This is a genomic window from Sphingomonas jatrophae (genome assembly GCF_900113315.1).
GTDB lineage: Bacteria > Pseudomonadota > Alphaproteobacteria > Sphingomonadales > Sphingomonadaceae > Sphingomonas_P > Sphingomonas_P jatrophae.
Window position 1 is genome coordinate 1,829,029 of sequence record NZ_FOZG01000001.1, and the last position, 14,635, is coordinate 1,843,663.

Genomic DNA, 14,635 nt, shown 5'->3' on the forward strand with positions numbered 1-14,635 from the left:
GGGGAGCATGCGATGGCAGGCTGGGTTCACCGACACGCGGGCATCAACGGCATCGCCATGCACTATGTCGAGCAGGGCGAGGGGCCGCTCCTCATCCTGTGCCACGGCTTCCCGCATCTGTGGCTCAGCTGGCACCGCCAGATCGGCGCGCTGGCGGACGCCGGCTGGCGCGTCGTCGCACCCGACATGCGCGGCATGGGGCAGACCGAGGCACCGGCCGACCACCGCGCCTACGATGTCGATCATACGGTCGGCGACCTGACCGGCCTGCTCGATCATCTGGGCGAGCAACAGGCGGTGTTCGCCGGGCTCGATTTCGGCCTGTTCGCCATCTACGATCTGGCCGCACGCTATCCGGAGCGGGTGCGCGCGATCATCGCGCTGCAGAACCCGCACTTCCCAGATCGCGCCGACATCACGCCTCTGGCGGAGGCGGCGGACTGGGCGTCCCGCCACTTCGTCCACATCCACTATTTCGTGCCGCCGGGCGTGGCCGATGCGGACCTCGCCGCGCAGCCGCGCGACTTCCTCCACCGCCTGTTCTACGCGCTGTCGGGCGATTACCATTATCTCGACGTGTGGAAGCATCCGCCCGGCGTCACCTATCTCGATGCGCTGCCGCAGGCGCCGCCCTTGCCATGGAGCTGGCTGGCGGAGTGGGAGATGGAGTGGTTCGTCTCCGAATATAGCCGCTCAGGCTTCACCGGCGGGCTCAACTGGTATCGCGCGATGGACCTGCGCTGGCACCAGCGCGCGCCCTATCGCGGCGCCAGGTTGACGCCGCCCTTCTACTTCATCGGCAGCACCAACGACGTCGATCTGGAGGCGTGGCACGGCGACGATCCGCTCGGCACGATCGGAGATCACCATGCCGACGTGCGCCGCATCGAGATGATCGAGGGCGCCGGCCACATGATGCAGCTGGAGCGGAGCGACGCGGTGACGCGGCTGATGCTCGACTTTCTGAAGGAGATCGCATGACGGAGGACTTGGCCGCCCGGATCGACCGGCTGGAATCGATCGACGCGATCCGCCAGCTCGTCGCCAAATATTCGCTGGCGCTCGACATGCGCGATTCCGACGCGTGGGTCGGGCTGTTCCCCGAGGACGTCAAGGTCGGCGGCGGCAAGCAGGGCCGCAAGGCGCTGCGCGACTGGTTCGACGAGACGATGGGCATGCAGTTCGACGGCACGTCGCATCATATCGGCGGGCACATCATCGAGTTCGACGATCCCGATCATGCGCAGGGCATCCTTTATTCCAAGAACGAACATGAGACCGGCCCCGAATGGGTCATCATGCAGATGATGTATTTCGACCAGTATGAGCGGATCGACGGGCGCTGGTATTTCCGCCGGCGCCTGCCGCTCTACTGGTATGCGACCGATCTCAACAAGCCGCCGATCGGCGACCGCAAGATGCGCTGGCCGGGCGTGCAGCCCTATCATGGCAGCTTCCACGACCTGTTCCCGTCGTGGAAGCAATTCTGGGCGCGCGACGGCAAGCCGCACGACGCGCCCGTCGCCGAACCCGCGCCGCTGGAGAAGTTCATCGAGACGATGCGTGCCGGCGCCCCGCTGCCGCGCCCCCGGGTGAGGAGCTGAGCGCCATGAAGCAGTTGGAGAACCGGATCGCCCTCGTCACCGGCGGCGGGCAGGGCGTGGGCCAGGGCGTCGCGCGCGCCTTTGCCGCGGCGGGCGCGCATGTCGCCATCGCGCAGCGCAACCTCGACCAGGCGGAGCAGGAGGCCGCTTATCTGCGCGACACGCACGGCGTCGAGGCGATCGCCATGCGCACCGACGTGATGCAGCGCGAGCAGGTGGAGGCGATGATCGCCGCCACGGTGGAGCGTTTCGGCCGGCTGGATATCCTCTGCAACAATTCGGGCGGCAGCTTCCCCAAGCGGATCGAGAACCACACGGACGAGGATATGGAGGGCTCGTTCGCGCTCAATTATTACGGCGTGTTCTGGGCGATGCGCGCGGCCTTTCCGATCATGAAGGCGCAAGGCGGCGGGCGCATCATCAACATGGGCTCGCTGAACGGCGTCAACGCGCACATGTTCACCGTCGCCTACAATGCCAGCAAGGAGGCGATGCGCGCGCTCAGCCGCACCGCGGCGGTGGAATGGGGCCCGCACAATATCTGCGTCAGCGTCATCTGCCCCTCGGCGACGAGCCCCGCCGCCATCGACTATTTCGAGGCGAACCCGGAGATGAAGACGCGCATCCTGGAGCAGGTGCCGCTCGGCCGCTTCGGCGATGCCGAGCGCGACATCGGCTCGGTTGCCGTGTTCCTCGCGAGCGACGGCGGCGCCTATATGACCGGCAACACGCTCTATGCCGGCGGCGGCACGCACATCAACGGCGTGGCGTGGCGCCCGGCGGTGGAGGATTGACGGGCAGCGCCCGCCCAGACCGGGCGGGCGCTGCCTCCAAGTTCAAGCGGCTTCCGCCTCGGCGGCGAAGGGCAGGCACACCGTATCGAAGCCGAGCACGTGCGCGACACGGCCGAGGCCGACCCACGCCGCCACGCTGTGCGCCAGATCGACGATCTCGCCATCGTCGAACAGGCCATGCGCGCGGACCCAGAAATCCTCGTCCTGCGCCAGCACCTTCGGCTCCTCGGCGAAGCGCTCGGCGAACTCGATCGCCAGCCGCTCGCGGTCGCTGAACAGGGGCGAGGTGCGCCATTCGGACACGGCGGCGTAGAAGGCCTCGTCGGGCGCGGGGCCGTTGTCGGAGACGAGGTGCGCCGGGCGCGTGCCGTTGGCGGCGAACATGGCGGGCGTATCGCGTGCGGCGCGGAATGCCTGGCAGATCAGGCAGCCGTTGATCTCCGCGGTGCGCGAACGCGCGCCCTCGAACTCGCGCAGCGACAGGCGGCTATGCGTATAGACCGCCTTGGAGAAACCGCCGGCGGCGGCCATGATCTCGCGCGCATGGTTCGCGCCGGCATAGCCGTAGGGGTTGTGCGCCTCCTCGGCGGGAACGTCGATCCGGATCATGCTCGCTCTCCTTATCGGGTCAGTACCGCGTCCTGCTCTCCCGCGGCGATCCGCCAGCCGAGCGCGGCGATCTCCGCCGCGCGCGCGCCGTGCAGCGCCGCCGCCCCGCTCGATGCATTGCCGTCCAGCGCGCGGCGGAACACGCCCTGGCGGATGGCGGCGTTGCGGAACATCGCGAAGGCCAGCGCATAGGCCCAGAGGGCCGGCGACGGCGGCGCGATCCCGGCCCGCTCGCAGTATCGAGCGACATACGCGCTTTCGCCCGGAATGCCGAGTCCGGCGAGGTCCGCATCGGCCAGCCCGCGATAGCCCTCGTGCGGCACGCGCCACGCCAAGACGTGCTGGGCAAGATCCGCCAGCGGATCGCCCAAGGTCGACAGCTCCCAGTCGATCACCGCGCGGATCGCGGGCGCGTCGGCGGCGAAGATGAGGTTGTCGTTGCGGTAATCGCCGTGGACGATGCGGCTGTCCTGCCGCCCGGGATTGTTGGCGGGCAGCCAGTCGATCAGCCGCTCCATCGCCTCGATCCGCGCCGTCTCGGTCGCCCGATATTGCTTGGTCCAGCGCGCCACCTGCCGGCCGAAATAGTCGCCCGGCCGGCCGAAATCGCCAAGGCCCGCCGCCACCGGATCGATCCGGTGCAGCGCCGCCAGCACGCGGTTCATCTCGTCATAAATGGCCGCGCGCTCCGCGGGCTGAAGCTCGGGCAGGCGCGCGTCCCAGAAATTGCGCCCCGCCACATGCGCCATGACGAAGAAGGGGGTGCCGATGACGCCCGCATCCTCACACAAAGCCAGCGGCCGGGCGACGGGCACCGCGCTGTCCTTCAGCGCATCGGTCACGCGATATTCGCGCTCCACCGCGTGCGCCGAGGGCAGCAGCACGCCCGGCGGCTTCTTGCGCAGCACGAAGCGAACCGCGCCGTCCAGCGACAGCGCATAGGTGGGATTGGACTGGCCGCCGGCGAACTTCTCCGCGACCAGCACGCCCTCCGCGCCCGCCACATGCGCCCGCAGCCACGCGGCCAGCGCGCCGAGATCGAGCGCGTGGCGGTCGGCGACTTCAGGCATACTTCGCCAGCTCGAGCTTGCCGAGCTGGTGGCGGTGCACCTCGTCCGGGCCGTCGGCGAAGCGGATCTTGCGGGCGTGCGCATAGTAATTGGCGAGGAAGCTGTCCTGGCTGATGCCGAGGCCCCCATGCGCCTGCATCGCCCAGTCGATCACCTGCGCCGCCATGCTGGGCGCGACGACCTTGATCATCGCGATTTCCGCCTTCGCCGCCTTGTTGCCGACCGTGTCCATGCGGTGCGCCGCCTGCAACGTCAGCAGCCGCGCCTGATCGATCATGATCCGCGCATTGGCGATCCGCTCGATGATCACGCCCTGCTCGGCCAGTGGCTTGCCAAAGGCGACGCGGCCCTTCACGCGGCGGCACATCGCCTCCAGCGCGCGCTCGGCCATGCCGATCATGCGCATGCAGTGATGGATGCGCCCCGGCCCCAGCCGCGCCTGCGCGATCTCGAAGCCGCGCCCTTCGCCCAGGAGCAGGTTGGAGGCGGGCACGCGCACATCCTCGAACAGGATCTCCATGTGTCCGTGCGGCGCATCGTCGTAACCGAGCACGGTCAGCGGGCGCAGAACGGTGACGCCGGGCGTGTCGCGCGGCACGAGGATCATGGATTGCTGGCGGTGCTTGGGCGCATCCGGATCGGTCTTGCCGAGCAGGATCATGATCGCGCAATCGGCCGCGCCCATGCCGGAGATCCACCATTTGCGGCCGTTGATGACGTAATCGTCGCCGTCGCGAACGATCCGCGTCTCGATATTGGTCGCATCGGACGAGGCGACGGCGGGCTCGGTCATCGCGAAGGCGGAGTGGATCTCGCCCTCCAGCAGCGGCTTCAGCCAGCGCTCCTTATGCTCTTCCGTGCCGAAGCGCTCCAGCGTCTCCATGTTGCCGGTGTCGGGCGCGGCGCAGTTGAACACCGCGGGCGACCAGTAGACGCGCCCCATCTCCTCGCAGAGCGGTGCATAATCGAGGTTGGAGAGGCCCGCGCCATGGCCGCTTTCCGGCAGGAACAGGTTCCACAGCCCCGCCGCGCGCGCGACCGGCTTCAGCTCCTCGATCAGCGGCACGGGCGCCCAGCGGTCGCCCTGCGCCACCTGCTCGTAATAGAGCGCGTCGTTCGGATAAAGATGCTCGGCCATGAAGGCGCGCAGCCGCGCCAGCAGCTCGGCCGCCCGCGGGCTCGGATCGAGGCCGCTCATGCGTAGAAGCCCCGGCCCTCGCCCGCGAGGCGGACGAGCAGCGGCGACGGCGTCCAATAGTCGTCGCCCTGCTCCGCCCTGAACCGTTCGATCGTGGCGAGCACCTTGTCCAGCCCGATCTGGTCCGCCCAATGCATCGGCCCGCCCGTATAGGCCGGCCAGCCGAGGCCGTTCACCATCGCCACGTCGATCTCGTGCGGGCGCGGCGCGATGCCTTCGTCGAGCAGTTTCGCGCCCTCGTTGACCATCGCGTAGAGCAGCCGCTCGCGGATCTCGTCGGCGCCGATCTCGCGCAGCCTGAGCCCGTGCCGCTCGGCATGAGCGGCGACGAGCGCGTCCGTCTCGGGGTTCGGGCTCGCCTTGCGGGTCTCGTCATAGGCATACCAGCCGGAGCCGGTCTTCTGCCCCAGCCGGCCTGCCGCGACCATCTGCTCGACGAAATCGGCGCGCAGCTCGCGCGGTGACGCCTTGGCCGCGCGCGACTTGCGCGCCGCCGCCTGGATGTCGAGCCCGGCGAGATCGCCCAGCGCCAGCGGCCCCATGGGGAAGCCGTAATCCAGCACCACCTTGTCGATCGCCGCTGGGCTGGCGCCCTCCTCGACGAGGAAAAAGGCCTCGCGCGAGCGCTTGGAGAGCATGCGGTTGACGATGAAGCCGTCGCACACGCCCGACAGGACGGGCAATTTCCCGATGCGCTTGCCGAACGCCATGATCGTCGCGACGACGTCGGGCGCAGTTTCGGCAGCGCGCACATTCTCCAGCAGGCGCATGACGTGCGCGGGATTGAAGAAGTGCATGCCGCAGACATCCGCCGCGCGCCCCGATGCGGCCGCCAGCGTGTCGATGTCGAGGAAGGAGGTGTTGCTGGCGAGGATCGTGCCCGGCTTCGTCACCTGCCCGAGCGTCGCGAACACCGTCTGCTTGACACCCAGATCCTCGCTCACCGCCTCGATCACCAGATCGGCGGCGGCGAGATCGGCCGGATCGGTCGAGCCGGTGATCCGCGCCATCCGTGCGTCCATCTCGCCTTGCGCAAGGCTGCCCTTGGCGACGGAGGAGGACCACATCTTGGCGATCGCCTTGGTCGCCGCATCGAGATGCGCCTGATCCAGCCCGACCGCGATCACCGGCACGCCTGCGCTCGCCAGCGCCATGACGATGCCGCGGCCCATCACGCCGAGGCCGATCACGCCCGCCGTCCTCACGTCGCGCGGGGTGAGGTCGGCGGGCAGGCCGGGCACCTTCGCCACCTCGCGCTCGGCGGCGAAGATGTGGCGCAGCGCGCGGCTCTGCGGGCCCGTCACCATGTCGCGGCACAGCGCATATTCGCGGTCGAGCGCCTCGTCGAACGGCAGGCCCTCATAGCCGATGCGGATCGCGTCGAGCGCCATCAGCGGCGCGGTCTGCCCGCGCATCTTGCGGCCGAGCGACTTGCGCGCGGCGTCGAACAGCGCGGGATCGTCCTCCGGCATCGGCAGGTCGCCCGCACGGCGCGGCCCCTTGCCCTCCGACACCAGCGCGCGTGCGAAATCCCGCGCCGCCTGCGCCAGATCGCCGTCCGCAATCGCATCGACCAGGCCCGCATCCTTCGCCGCCGCCGCACCGATCTGCCCGCCACCGGTGACGAGGTCGATCGCCGTCGCCAGCCCGGCGAAGCGCGGCGCCCGCTGCGTGCCGCCCGCGCCCGGCAGCAGGCCGAGCTTCACCTCGGGAAAGCCGAAGCGGGCGGCCGCATCGGCGATCCGGTAATGGCAGGCCAGCGCCAGTTCGAACCCGCCGCCCAGCACCGTGCCGTGCACCGCGGCGACGATCGGCTTGTCCACCCGATCGAACCGCTTGAGCAGCTCGGGCAGCTGCGGATCGATCATCGGCTTGCCGAATTCCTTGATGTCGGCTCCCGCCATGAACGTCTTGCCCGCACAGCGGACGATCAGCACCCTGGCGCCCGCATCGCCCTGAAACCGCGCCAGCGCGTCCGCCAGCCCCGCGCGCACGCCGTGCGACGCCGCATTGACCGGCGGATTGTCGATCACCGCCTCGGCAATGCCGTCCTCGACCGCATAGCTCACCATCTCGCCCATATCGGCCTCCCTCAATCGCGCACCGACAGGATCACCTTGCCCTGCGCGCGTCGTTCCATGACATGCTCGAGCGCCTCCACCGTGCGATCCAGCGGCAGCACGCGGTCGATCACCGGGCGGATGCGCCCCGCGGCGAGATGATCGAGCAGTTCGGCGATATTGCCGGCATGGTGCACCGGATCGGCGCGCAGCGAGTTGCCCCACAGCACGCCCACCGACGACGCGCTCTTCAACAGCAGCAGGTTGGCCGGGATCTGCGGAATGTCCCCGCCGGCAAAGCCGACGACGAGGTGGCGCCCGCCCCACGCCATCGCCTTGATCGCGGCAATGCTGGTCGCTCCGCCGACGGGATCGTAGACGACGTCCACGCCGCGCCCGCCGGTCAGCGCCTTGATCCGCTCGCGCAGATCCTCGTCCGAATAGCGGATCGTCTCGGCCGCACCCCGTTCGCGCGCCAGCGCCAGCTTCGCGTCGGTCGAGGCGGCGGCGATCACGCGCGCGCCGATCAGCGCGCCCAGCTCCACCGCCGCCAGCCCCACGCCGCCCGCCGCGCCCAGCACCAGCAAGGTCTCGCCCGCCCGGAGCGCCGCGCGATCCTTCAGCGCATGCCACGACGTGCCGTAGGTGATGAGCAGCCCGGCCGCATCGGTGAAGTCGACCGCATCGGGCAGGCGGAAGACCTGCGGGGCGGGCGCCACCACCTGCTCGGCAAAGCTGCCGACGCCGCTGAACGCGGCCACCCGGTCGCCCACCGCGAGGCCGGTCACCCCCTCGCCGACCGCGGCAACGACACCCGCAAGCTCGGAGCCCGGCGCGAAGGGGAGCGGCGGCTTGGTCTGGTACTTGCCCTGCACCATCAGCCCGTCGGGGAAGTTCACGCCCGCGGCATGGACGTCGATCAGCACTTCGCCGGCCCCGGCGACGGGCGCGGCCACCTCCTCGACGGTCAGATCCGCCACCGGCGCGAACGCCTTGCACCACGCTGCCTTCATCTGCCCAACTCCCGTATCAAACGCGTGTTTGACATGGGCGTGGCATCTGTCAATCCTCGGCCCGCATGATGACCGAGCCCACCCCCGCCGCCTCCCAGCCTGTCGAGGATGGTGCCAAGCAGCGCATCTTCCGCGCCGCCGAGGCGCTGGTGGCGGAACATGGCTTCGAAGCGATCTCCACGCGTGACATCGTCGCTGCGGCAGGCGTCAACATTGCCGCGGTCAATTACCACTATGGCACCAAGACGAAGCTCATGCTCGACATCTTCCGCACGCGCGCGGCCGAGCTGAACCGGGAGCGGACGCGCCTGCTGCGCATCGCCACGGAGACGCAGCCGGGCGACGCGCGCGCCATCCTGCGCGCGCTGATCGAGCCGCCGACGCTCTGGATCAGCGACGATCGCCGCGTGGCGCTCCGCTTCCTCAACCGCGCGCGCAGCGAAGGGCCGCTGGAGGTGCGCGAGACGATCCGCACCGACGTCCGCCACCTGCGCCGCTTCGTCGACGCGCTCGCCGCCGCACTCCCCGCCTTGCCGCGCGACGAGCTGCTGTGGCGCTTCCACTTTGCGCTCGGCGTGCTGCACCACAATCAGGCGGCCGATTATGCGCGGCTGGCGATCCTGTCGGACGATGCCTGCGCGCCGGACGATCGCGCCGCGCTGCTGCGGCGCCTGCTCGATTTCATCGCCGGCGGCTTCGGCCTGCCGCCGGCGGCGTGATCCGGCCTATTCGGCCGCGTCCTCGCCCTTGGGCGGGGTGATGCGTGCGATCCCCACCTCGTACTTAACGTTGTGGACCGAGATGGAGGTCTCCACGTCGCGCACGCCTTCCAGCACGCGGATGCGGCTGAAGATCAGCGTGTTGAGCTGCTCGATGCTGGTGAACAGGCCCATCGCCAGCAGGCTGTAGCGGCCGAGCAGCACGATCACGCAGTTGATCTCGGGAATGTCCGCCAGCTGCTTGGCCAGTGCGCCGACGCGGCTGGGATCGGCCTGGATGCCGAGCATGACGAGATTGGGCGATCCCGCGACGCGGAAATCGGTGACGACGGTGAACTGGATCAGCCGCTCGGTCTGCAGGCGCTTGATGCGGCTGCGGATCGTGCCCTCCGTCACCTTCAGCTCGGCGGCGATCTGACGGTTGGAGACGCGCGCGTCGCGCCCCAGTTTCTCGATGATGCGACGATCCAGCTCGTCCAGGCGGGCGGCGCTCACAGCGGCGCCACGTTGAATTCGAACTTCACGATATCGGCCGCGATGCCGGGCGACAGCGCATCGACGCCGGCGATGCCCGCGACGTGATCGAGCAGGAACAGGTTGATCTCACCGAAATCGTGGAGCGCCACCAGCATCTCGATGTCGTGCGCGCCGTTCATGATGTTCGCGCTGAACACCTCGGGCAGCCGCGCCAGATCGCGCGCCACGTCCTGCACCTCGCGCCCGGCCACCTTCACGCCGACCGCGATCAGCACGTTATAGCCGTGCGCCGCGAAATCGGTGACGGCGACGACGCGCGAAGCACCCATCTCCTCCAGCCGCCTGAGCCGCGACGAGACGGTCGCCGCGGTGACGGACAGCTTCTCGGCGATTTCCTGGTTGGTGGCGCGGCCATTGACGCGCAGCAAGTCGATGATGCCGTTGTCCAACGCGTCGAGCGTGCCCGGCGAAAGCGTCCTTCCGGACCTGATCTGCACCGCGAACGTCTCCCTTGGGCGGCCAAGCGACATGCTTAGCGGAGTTTCGTCGCCTTCGCCAAGCTCGTGGAAGGATCAGCCGCCGGCGGCCGCCATCTCCGCATTGACGATCTCGAGGAACAGCGGCCGCTCGCCGCCGCCATGCACCTCCAGCTGCGCGCCGCTGATGTAGGAGGCGGCGGGCGAGGCGAGGAAGGCGACCGCATCGGCGATGTCGCCCCCGCGGCCCATGCGGCGGAGCGGCAGCGACGCGGCGATGCGCCCCTGCGCCTCCTCCGATCCGTAGGTCAGCGCCGTATTTTCCGTTTCCATCAGGCCGACGATGATCGCGTTGAGCCGGATATCGGGGCCCCATTCCTGCGCGAGGCTCTTGGTCAGGCTGAGCAGGCCCGCCTTGGCCGCGCCATAGACGGCGGTGCCAGGCGATGGGCGCACGCCGGCGACGCTGGCGATGTTGACGATGCTGCCCTGCACCGCCTTCAGGTGCGGATAGGCGGCCTGCGCCATGTGCAGCGGCGCCATCATGTTGAGCGCGACGATCGCGTCGGAGAAGCGGGGCGATGCGGTGGCGGCCACCGCCTGCGGCGATCCGCCGGCATTGTTGACCAGCGTGTCGAGCCGGCCGTGCCGCTCCACCACCTGCGCGACGAGGCTGCGCGCCTGCTCGGGATCGCGCACGTCGCACGCGACGAAACCCGCCTGGCGCCCGTTCGCCTCAGGCAGCGCATCGGGCGCCTGCCGGCCGCACGTCACCACCTCGCACCCCGCGTCCAGCAGCCGGCGGACGATCGCCGCGCCGATGCCGCGCGTGCCCCCCGTTACGATCGCGACCTTGCCGTCCATCCCGTCCATTCCCGTCCCCGATCAATCCTGGCCGCATCCCTGGGAGAGCGACCGGCCCCGTCCGTCAACCGCAAACCGGCCCGCCTCCGGATCAGGCGGCCATCGCCTCACCGCCATGCGCCGGCCGCCGCCCGGCCAAGCGACCTGCGGCGAAGAACAGGATCGCCAGCAGCGCGCCCACGGCGGCGATCGCCGCCTCGACCGAGGGATAGCCGCCCGACGCATCGTGCAGCACGCCCGCCAGCGGCGGCAGGCAGAAGGTGAGCGGCAGCGTGCAGACGCCGAACAGCCCCAGCACGCGCGGCAGCGACGCCGCGCCATAGAGGTGCGCCGCCAGCACGTTGATCGCGGGGAACACGCCCGCGCCCCACAGGCCGAGCAGCACGCCCGCCGGCAACGCCGCCCGCGATGCGCCCGCCACCAGCAGCGCCAGCCAACTGGCCGAGATGCCGAGCGCCAGCAACGTCAGCGTGCGCAAGCCCCCCAGCCGATCGCACAGCATGCCCGCGAACAGCGCACCGCTGATGCTGGCGAGGCCGTAGAAGGTGGCGGTGACGCTCGCCGCCATCGCGGTCGCACCCATTTCGCGCACCAGCGGCACCAGATTGGCCGAGGCCGTGATGCCGACCGCGTTCAGCGCGCCGCCGCCCGCGACGATCGTCCAGAACAGGGGCTGGCGCAGCAGCGCGCGGGCGGAGATCGCCGGCGCCGCCCGCGTCGCCTGGCCCCTCTCCACGCACACGCCGGGCCGCTCGACGATGCCCCATGCCGCCGGCAGCAGCAGCAGATGCGCGCCCGCCAGCGCGAAAAACAGCGCGCGCACCCCGCCCGCCTCGATCACCGGCAACCCGGCGAGCGGCGCCAGCATCATCAGCACCGGCATGTTGACGAAGCCGATGGCGCGGCCGGGATCGGGCTGGAACCAGTTGCCCGCCAGCACGCTCGCCGGCAGCGATCCGAACAGCGCCAGGCCGATGCCGATGGGCAGCGCATAGGCGGCCAGCACCACCGCCATGGACGGCGCAAAGGCGATGGCGAGATAGCCAAGCGCGGAAACGACGATGCCGGTCAGCATCGTCGCGCGCAGACCGATCCGCGCGATCGCCGCCGCCGACAGCGGCCCCGTCAGTCCCATCGACAGCACGACCAGCGGCAAACCCAGCGTCGCCAGCCCGCGGCTGACATCGAATTGCGCCTGCATCGGCAGCACCGAAATGCCGAACGCGCCGAAGGCACAGCCGATCGCGACATTCTGGCAAAGGAAGGCGCGCACCGCCATGCCGCGCGCCCGCGGATCGCGCTGGCGCAGCCCGGCATCGGCTTCACCCGGCCTGTTCACGTCGGACGAAATGGGGATCTTCCTTGGCTGGCCGGGCTTGCCGCGCCAGCATAAGGATGCGGCTTCGCGTTGCAAGCCGTCGCGCTTGCTACGCGTTGCAGCGCGGGGCATGAGGCTGCACGGCGAATTGCAGGAAAGTGCGTGATGGACATCTTCTCACCCGTCCGGCTCGGCGCGCTTGAGCTGGCCAACCGGATCGTGATGGCGCCGATGACGCGCGACCGCGCCGGGCCGGGGGACGTGCCGACCGGGCTGATGGTCGAATATTACCGCCAGCGCGCCAGCGCCGGCCTGATCGTCACCGAAGGCACGCAGCCGAGCCGCGTCGGCAAGGGCTATTGGCGCACGCCCGGCATCCACAGCGATGCGCAGGTGGCGGGCTGGCGCGCGGTGGCGGATGCCGTGCACGGCGCGGGCGGGCGGATCGTGATGCAGCTCATGCATGTCGGCCGCGCTGCGGTTGCCGCCAACAAAGATGCGGATGCCGAGACGGTCGCCCCCTCCGCCATTGCCTCGGCCGCGCCGATCGCCGGGCCGGACGGCACGCTGACCGCGCCCGTCATGCCGCGCGCGCTGGAGACGGCGGAGATTGCCGGCGTGGTCGAGGAGTTCGCGCAGGCCGCGCGCAACGCCCGCGCCGCCGGCATCGACGGGGTCGAGCTGCACTGCACCAGCGGCTATCTGCCGATGCAATTCCTCTCCCCCGGCAGCAATAAGCGCACTGACCGCTATGGCGGCAGCGCGGCCAATCGCGTGCGCTTTGCGGTCGAGGTGCTGGAGGCGATGGCCGCGGCGATCGGCGCGGACCGCGTCGGCTTCCGCATCTTCCCCGGCAATCCCTATAACGACATGGCGGACGACAACCCGGCCGAGACCTATGCCACGCTGATCGACGCGGCCGAGCCGCTCGGCCTCGCCTATCTCCACCTCATCCACTATCCGACGCCCGAGCTCGACGCGCTGGCGCTGCTGCGGCCGCGCTGGTCGGGCGCGATCATCGCCAACAATGCGCTGAAGCTCGACAGCGCGCAGGCGCTGCTGGATGCGGGCCAGGTGGATGCGGTGTCGTTCGGGCGGCCGTTCATCAGCAATCCCGATCTGGTGGAACGCTTTCGCGCCGGCGCCCCGCTCACCCGCGAGAAGCGCGACCTGCTCTATACCGGCGAGGAAGCCGGCTATACCGATTATCCCCGCTGGAAGGGCGAAAACGCCGCCTGAACAAGATCATGGAGAGGATGGCATCATGGCCTACACGCTGCAGCAATTGTCCGATTTCGAGGACATCCGCACGCTGAAGCATCGTTATTATCGCGGCATCGACACGGCCGACGTCGCGCTGCTGGATACCCTGTTCACCGACGACGTGACGGTCGATTATCGCGGCGGCGATTACCGCGTCACGGTGTCCGGCCGCGCCGACATGGTTGAGTTCCTTGCCAACAGCTTCCATTCGGGCTTCGTCGGCATGCATCATGGCCACATGCCCGACCTGACGCTGACCGGCGACGATACCGCCGAGGGCATCTGGTATCTGGAAGATATCGCGATCCGGCTGGAGCAGAACATCTTCACCATCGGCTCGGCCATCTACCGGGATCGCTATGTCCGCCAGGACGGGCGCTGGAAGATTGCGCACACCGAATATGATCGCGTGATGGAGGTGGAGCGGCCGGTGCGCGAGGACGAGCGGATCGTCGTCCACTATCTCGCCGACAAGGGCCGCAAGCCGCACGAGCGGGCGGACATCAGCCACCTGATCCGCTGGACCGAGCCCGCCTGACGCCTGCCCGCCCGCCCGGCCGCATCACGCGGTCGGGATGGGCGGGATCTCGCCCATGTTGGTCGGCGCATCATAGGCATAGCCCATCTCCTCATAGCGTGAGGCGATGCGCCAACCGTCCGCCGTGCGGACGAGTTCGTCGCGATACCACAGGCCGATGAAGAAGATGTGCTCGCGGCCGTCGGCATCGGCGTGGACCATCGGATTGAACAGGATGGTACGGCTGCGTGCTTTGTCCCCGTCCAGCGTCAGCTGCGTCGTCGCCACCATGTGCTGGAACTTGGGGAATTTTTTCATCGCCACCGGCAGCCAGCGCTTGATCTCCGCCACGCTGCCCTTGGCGCCGCCCGTCTCGCTATAGTCGATCGTCGCATCGGGCGTGAACACGCGGTCGAGCGCGTCATAATCGCGATCGTCGATGGCGAAGCTGTAGCGCGCGAACAGATCCTGGATCTCCAGCCGATCGGACATTTCCTGAAGCGACATCATGGCATCTCTCCCGCCTTCATTCTTGTTGCCTGATCGCATCGCAGAAGCAGGAAAGTCGCGCAATCCCCGGCGGGTGCGTGGCCCACAGGCTTGAAGTGCGTCGCGCATCGCCGCAAGGATCGCGGAAACAAGAGGGATCAGGG

The 14,635-nt window shown here is 69.2% G+C and carries 16 protein-coding genes; 6 read left to right on the forward strand and 10 right to left on the reverse strand.

The window, feature by feature from the left end:
• The first annotated feature begins 12 nt into the window (after window positions 1–12).
• The 3 genes from BM360_RS08555 to BM360_RS08565 are packed head-to-tail and all read left to right on the forward strand — an operon-like array spanning window position 13 to window position 2,398.
• Window positions 13–981, forward strand: coding sequence for an alpha/beta fold hydrolase (locus BM360_RS08555; RefSeq protein ID WP_093313322.1), 969 nt, complete (start codon window positions 13–15; stop codon window positions 979–981).
• Entirely contained in the window at window positions 978–1,604 is a 627-nt protein-coding gene (locus BM360_RS08560) for a nuclear transport factor 2 family protein (protein ID WP_093313324.1), read from the forward strand. The genes BM360_RS08555 and BM360_RS08560 overlap by 4 nt, the downstream gene beginning before the upstream one ends.
• 5 nt (window positions 1,605–1,609) lie before the next feature.
• Window positions 1,610–2,398 (forward strand): SDR family NAD(P)-dependent oxidoreductase, encoded by a 789-nt coding sequence (locus BM360_RS08565; RefSeq protein ID WP_093313326.1) that lies wholly within the window; start codon window positions 1,610–1,612, stop codon window positions 2,396–2,398.
• Between the two features lie 42 nt (window positions 2,399–2,440).
• Here BM360_RS08565 and BM360_RS08570 read toward each other — a convergent pair whose 3' ends face one another.
• Genes BM360_RS08570 through BM360_RS08590 form a run of 5 tightly spaced genes read right to left on the reverse strand, consistent with a single transcriptional unit; the run spans window position 2,441 to window position 8,348 of the window.
• Window positions 2,441–3,007, reverse strand: coding sequence for a carboxymuconolactone decarboxylase family protein (locus tag BM360_RS08570; RefSeq protein ID WP_207544548.1), 567 nt, complete (start codon window positions 3,005–3,007; stop codon window positions 2,441–2,443).
• Window positions 3,008–3,018: 11 nt separating this feature from the next.
• Complete coding sequence (locus BM360_RS08575) at window positions 3,019–4,077, reverse strand: phosphotransferase family protein (protein ID WP_093313328.1); 1,059 nt, start codon at window positions 4,075–4,077, stop codon at window positions 3,019–3,021.
• On the reverse strand, window positions 4,070–5,275 hold the full coding sequence (locus BM360_RS08580; protein WP_093313330.1) for an acyl-CoA dehydrogenase family protein: 1,206 nt from the start codon (window positions 5,273–5,275) through the stop codon (window positions 4,070–4,072). The genes BM360_RS08575 and BM360_RS08580 overlap by 8 nt, the downstream gene beginning before the upstream one ends.
• The gene (locus tag BM360_RS08585; protein WP_093313332.1) at window positions 5,272–7,356 is read right to left on the reverse strand and encodes a 3-hydroxyacyl-CoA dehydrogenase NAD-binding domain-containing protein; all 2,085 of its coding nucleotides are present in this window, start codon (window positions 7,354–7,356) and stop codon (window positions 5,272–5,274) included. The genes BM360_RS08580 and BM360_RS08585 overlap by 4 nt, the downstream gene beginning before the upstream one ends.
• An 11-nt stretch (window positions 7,357–7,367) precedes the next feature.
• Window positions 7,368–8,348 carry an NADPH:quinone oxidoreductase family protein gene (locus BM360_RS08590; protein WP_093313334.1) on the reverse strand — a complete coding sequence of 327 codons (981 nt, stop codon included), beginning with the start codon at window positions 8,346–8,348 and terminating at the stop codon, window positions 7,368–7,370.
• A 68-nt stretch (window positions 8,349–8,416) separates the two neighbouring features.
• Between BM360_RS08590 and BM360_RS08595 the strand changes: the two genes are divergently transcribed.
• The gene (locus tag BM360_RS08595; protein WP_165611255.1) at window positions 8,417–9,067 is read left to right on the forward strand and encodes a TetR/AcrR family transcriptional regulator; all 651 of its coding nucleotides are present in this window, start codon (window positions 8,417–8,419) and stop codon (window positions 9,065–9,067) included.
• Window positions 9,068–9,073: 6 nt separating this feature from the next.
• On the opposite strand, the gene BM360_RS08600 is transcribed toward BM360_RS08595, so the two are convergent.
• From BM360_RS08600 to BM360_RS08615, 4 genes are all read right to left on the reverse strand, one after another.
• Window positions 9,074–9,562 (reverse strand): Lrp/AsnC family transcriptional regulator, encoded by a 489-nt coding sequence (locus BM360_RS08600; protein ID WP_093313338.1) that lies wholly within the window; start codon window positions 9,560–9,562, stop codon window positions 9,074–9,076.
• Window positions 9,559–10,041 (reverse strand): Lrp/AsnC family transcriptional regulator, encoded by a 483-nt coding sequence (locus tag BM360_RS08605; protein ID WP_242653371.1) that lies wholly within the window; start codon window positions 10,039–10,041, stop codon window positions 9,559–9,561. The genes BM360_RS08600 and BM360_RS08605 overlap by 4 nt, the downstream gene beginning before the upstream one ends.
• A gap of 75 nt (window positions 10,042–10,116) precedes the next feature.
• Window positions 10,117–10,893, reverse strand: coding sequence for an SDR family oxidoreductase (locus BM360_RS08610; protein ID WP_093313342.1), 777 nt, complete (start codon window positions 10,891–10,893; stop codon window positions 10,117–10,119).
• A gap of 82 nt (window positions 10,894–10,975) precedes the next feature.
• Window positions 10,976–12,223: an MFS transporter gene (locus BM360_RS08615; protein ID WP_242653373.1), complete on the reverse strand. Its 1,248-nt coding sequence runs from the start codon at window positions 12,221–12,223 to the stop codon at window positions 10,976–10,978.
• A gap of 144 nt (window positions 12,224–12,367) precedes the next feature.
• On the opposite strand from BM360_RS08615, the gene BM360_RS08620 reads away from it, so the two are divergent.
• Together BM360_RS08620 and BM360_RS08625 are read left to right on the forward strand one after the other, a co-directional pair.
• Window positions 12,368–13,441, forward strand: coding sequence for an alkene reductase (locus BM360_RS08620; RefSeq protein WP_207544568.1), 1,074 nt, complete (start codon window positions 12,368–12,370; stop codon window positions 13,439–13,441).
• Window positions 13,442–13,466: 25 nt separating this feature from the next.
• On the forward strand, window positions 13,467–14,003 hold the full coding sequence (locus tag BM360_RS08625) for a nuclear transport factor 2 family protein (protein WP_093313346.1): 537 nt from the start codon (window positions 13,467–13,469) through the stop codon (window positions 14,001–14,003).
• A gap of 24 nt (window positions 14,004–14,027) precedes the next feature.
• Here BM360_RS08625 and BM360_RS08630 read toward each other — a convergent pair whose 3' ends face one another.
• Window positions 14,028–14,492 (reverse strand): nuclear transport factor 2 family protein, encoded by a 465-nt coding sequence (locus tag BM360_RS08630; RefSeq protein ID WP_093313348.1) that lies wholly within the window; start codon window positions 14,490–14,492, stop codon window positions 14,028–14,030.
• Window positions 14,493–14,635: the final 143 nt, after the last annotated feature.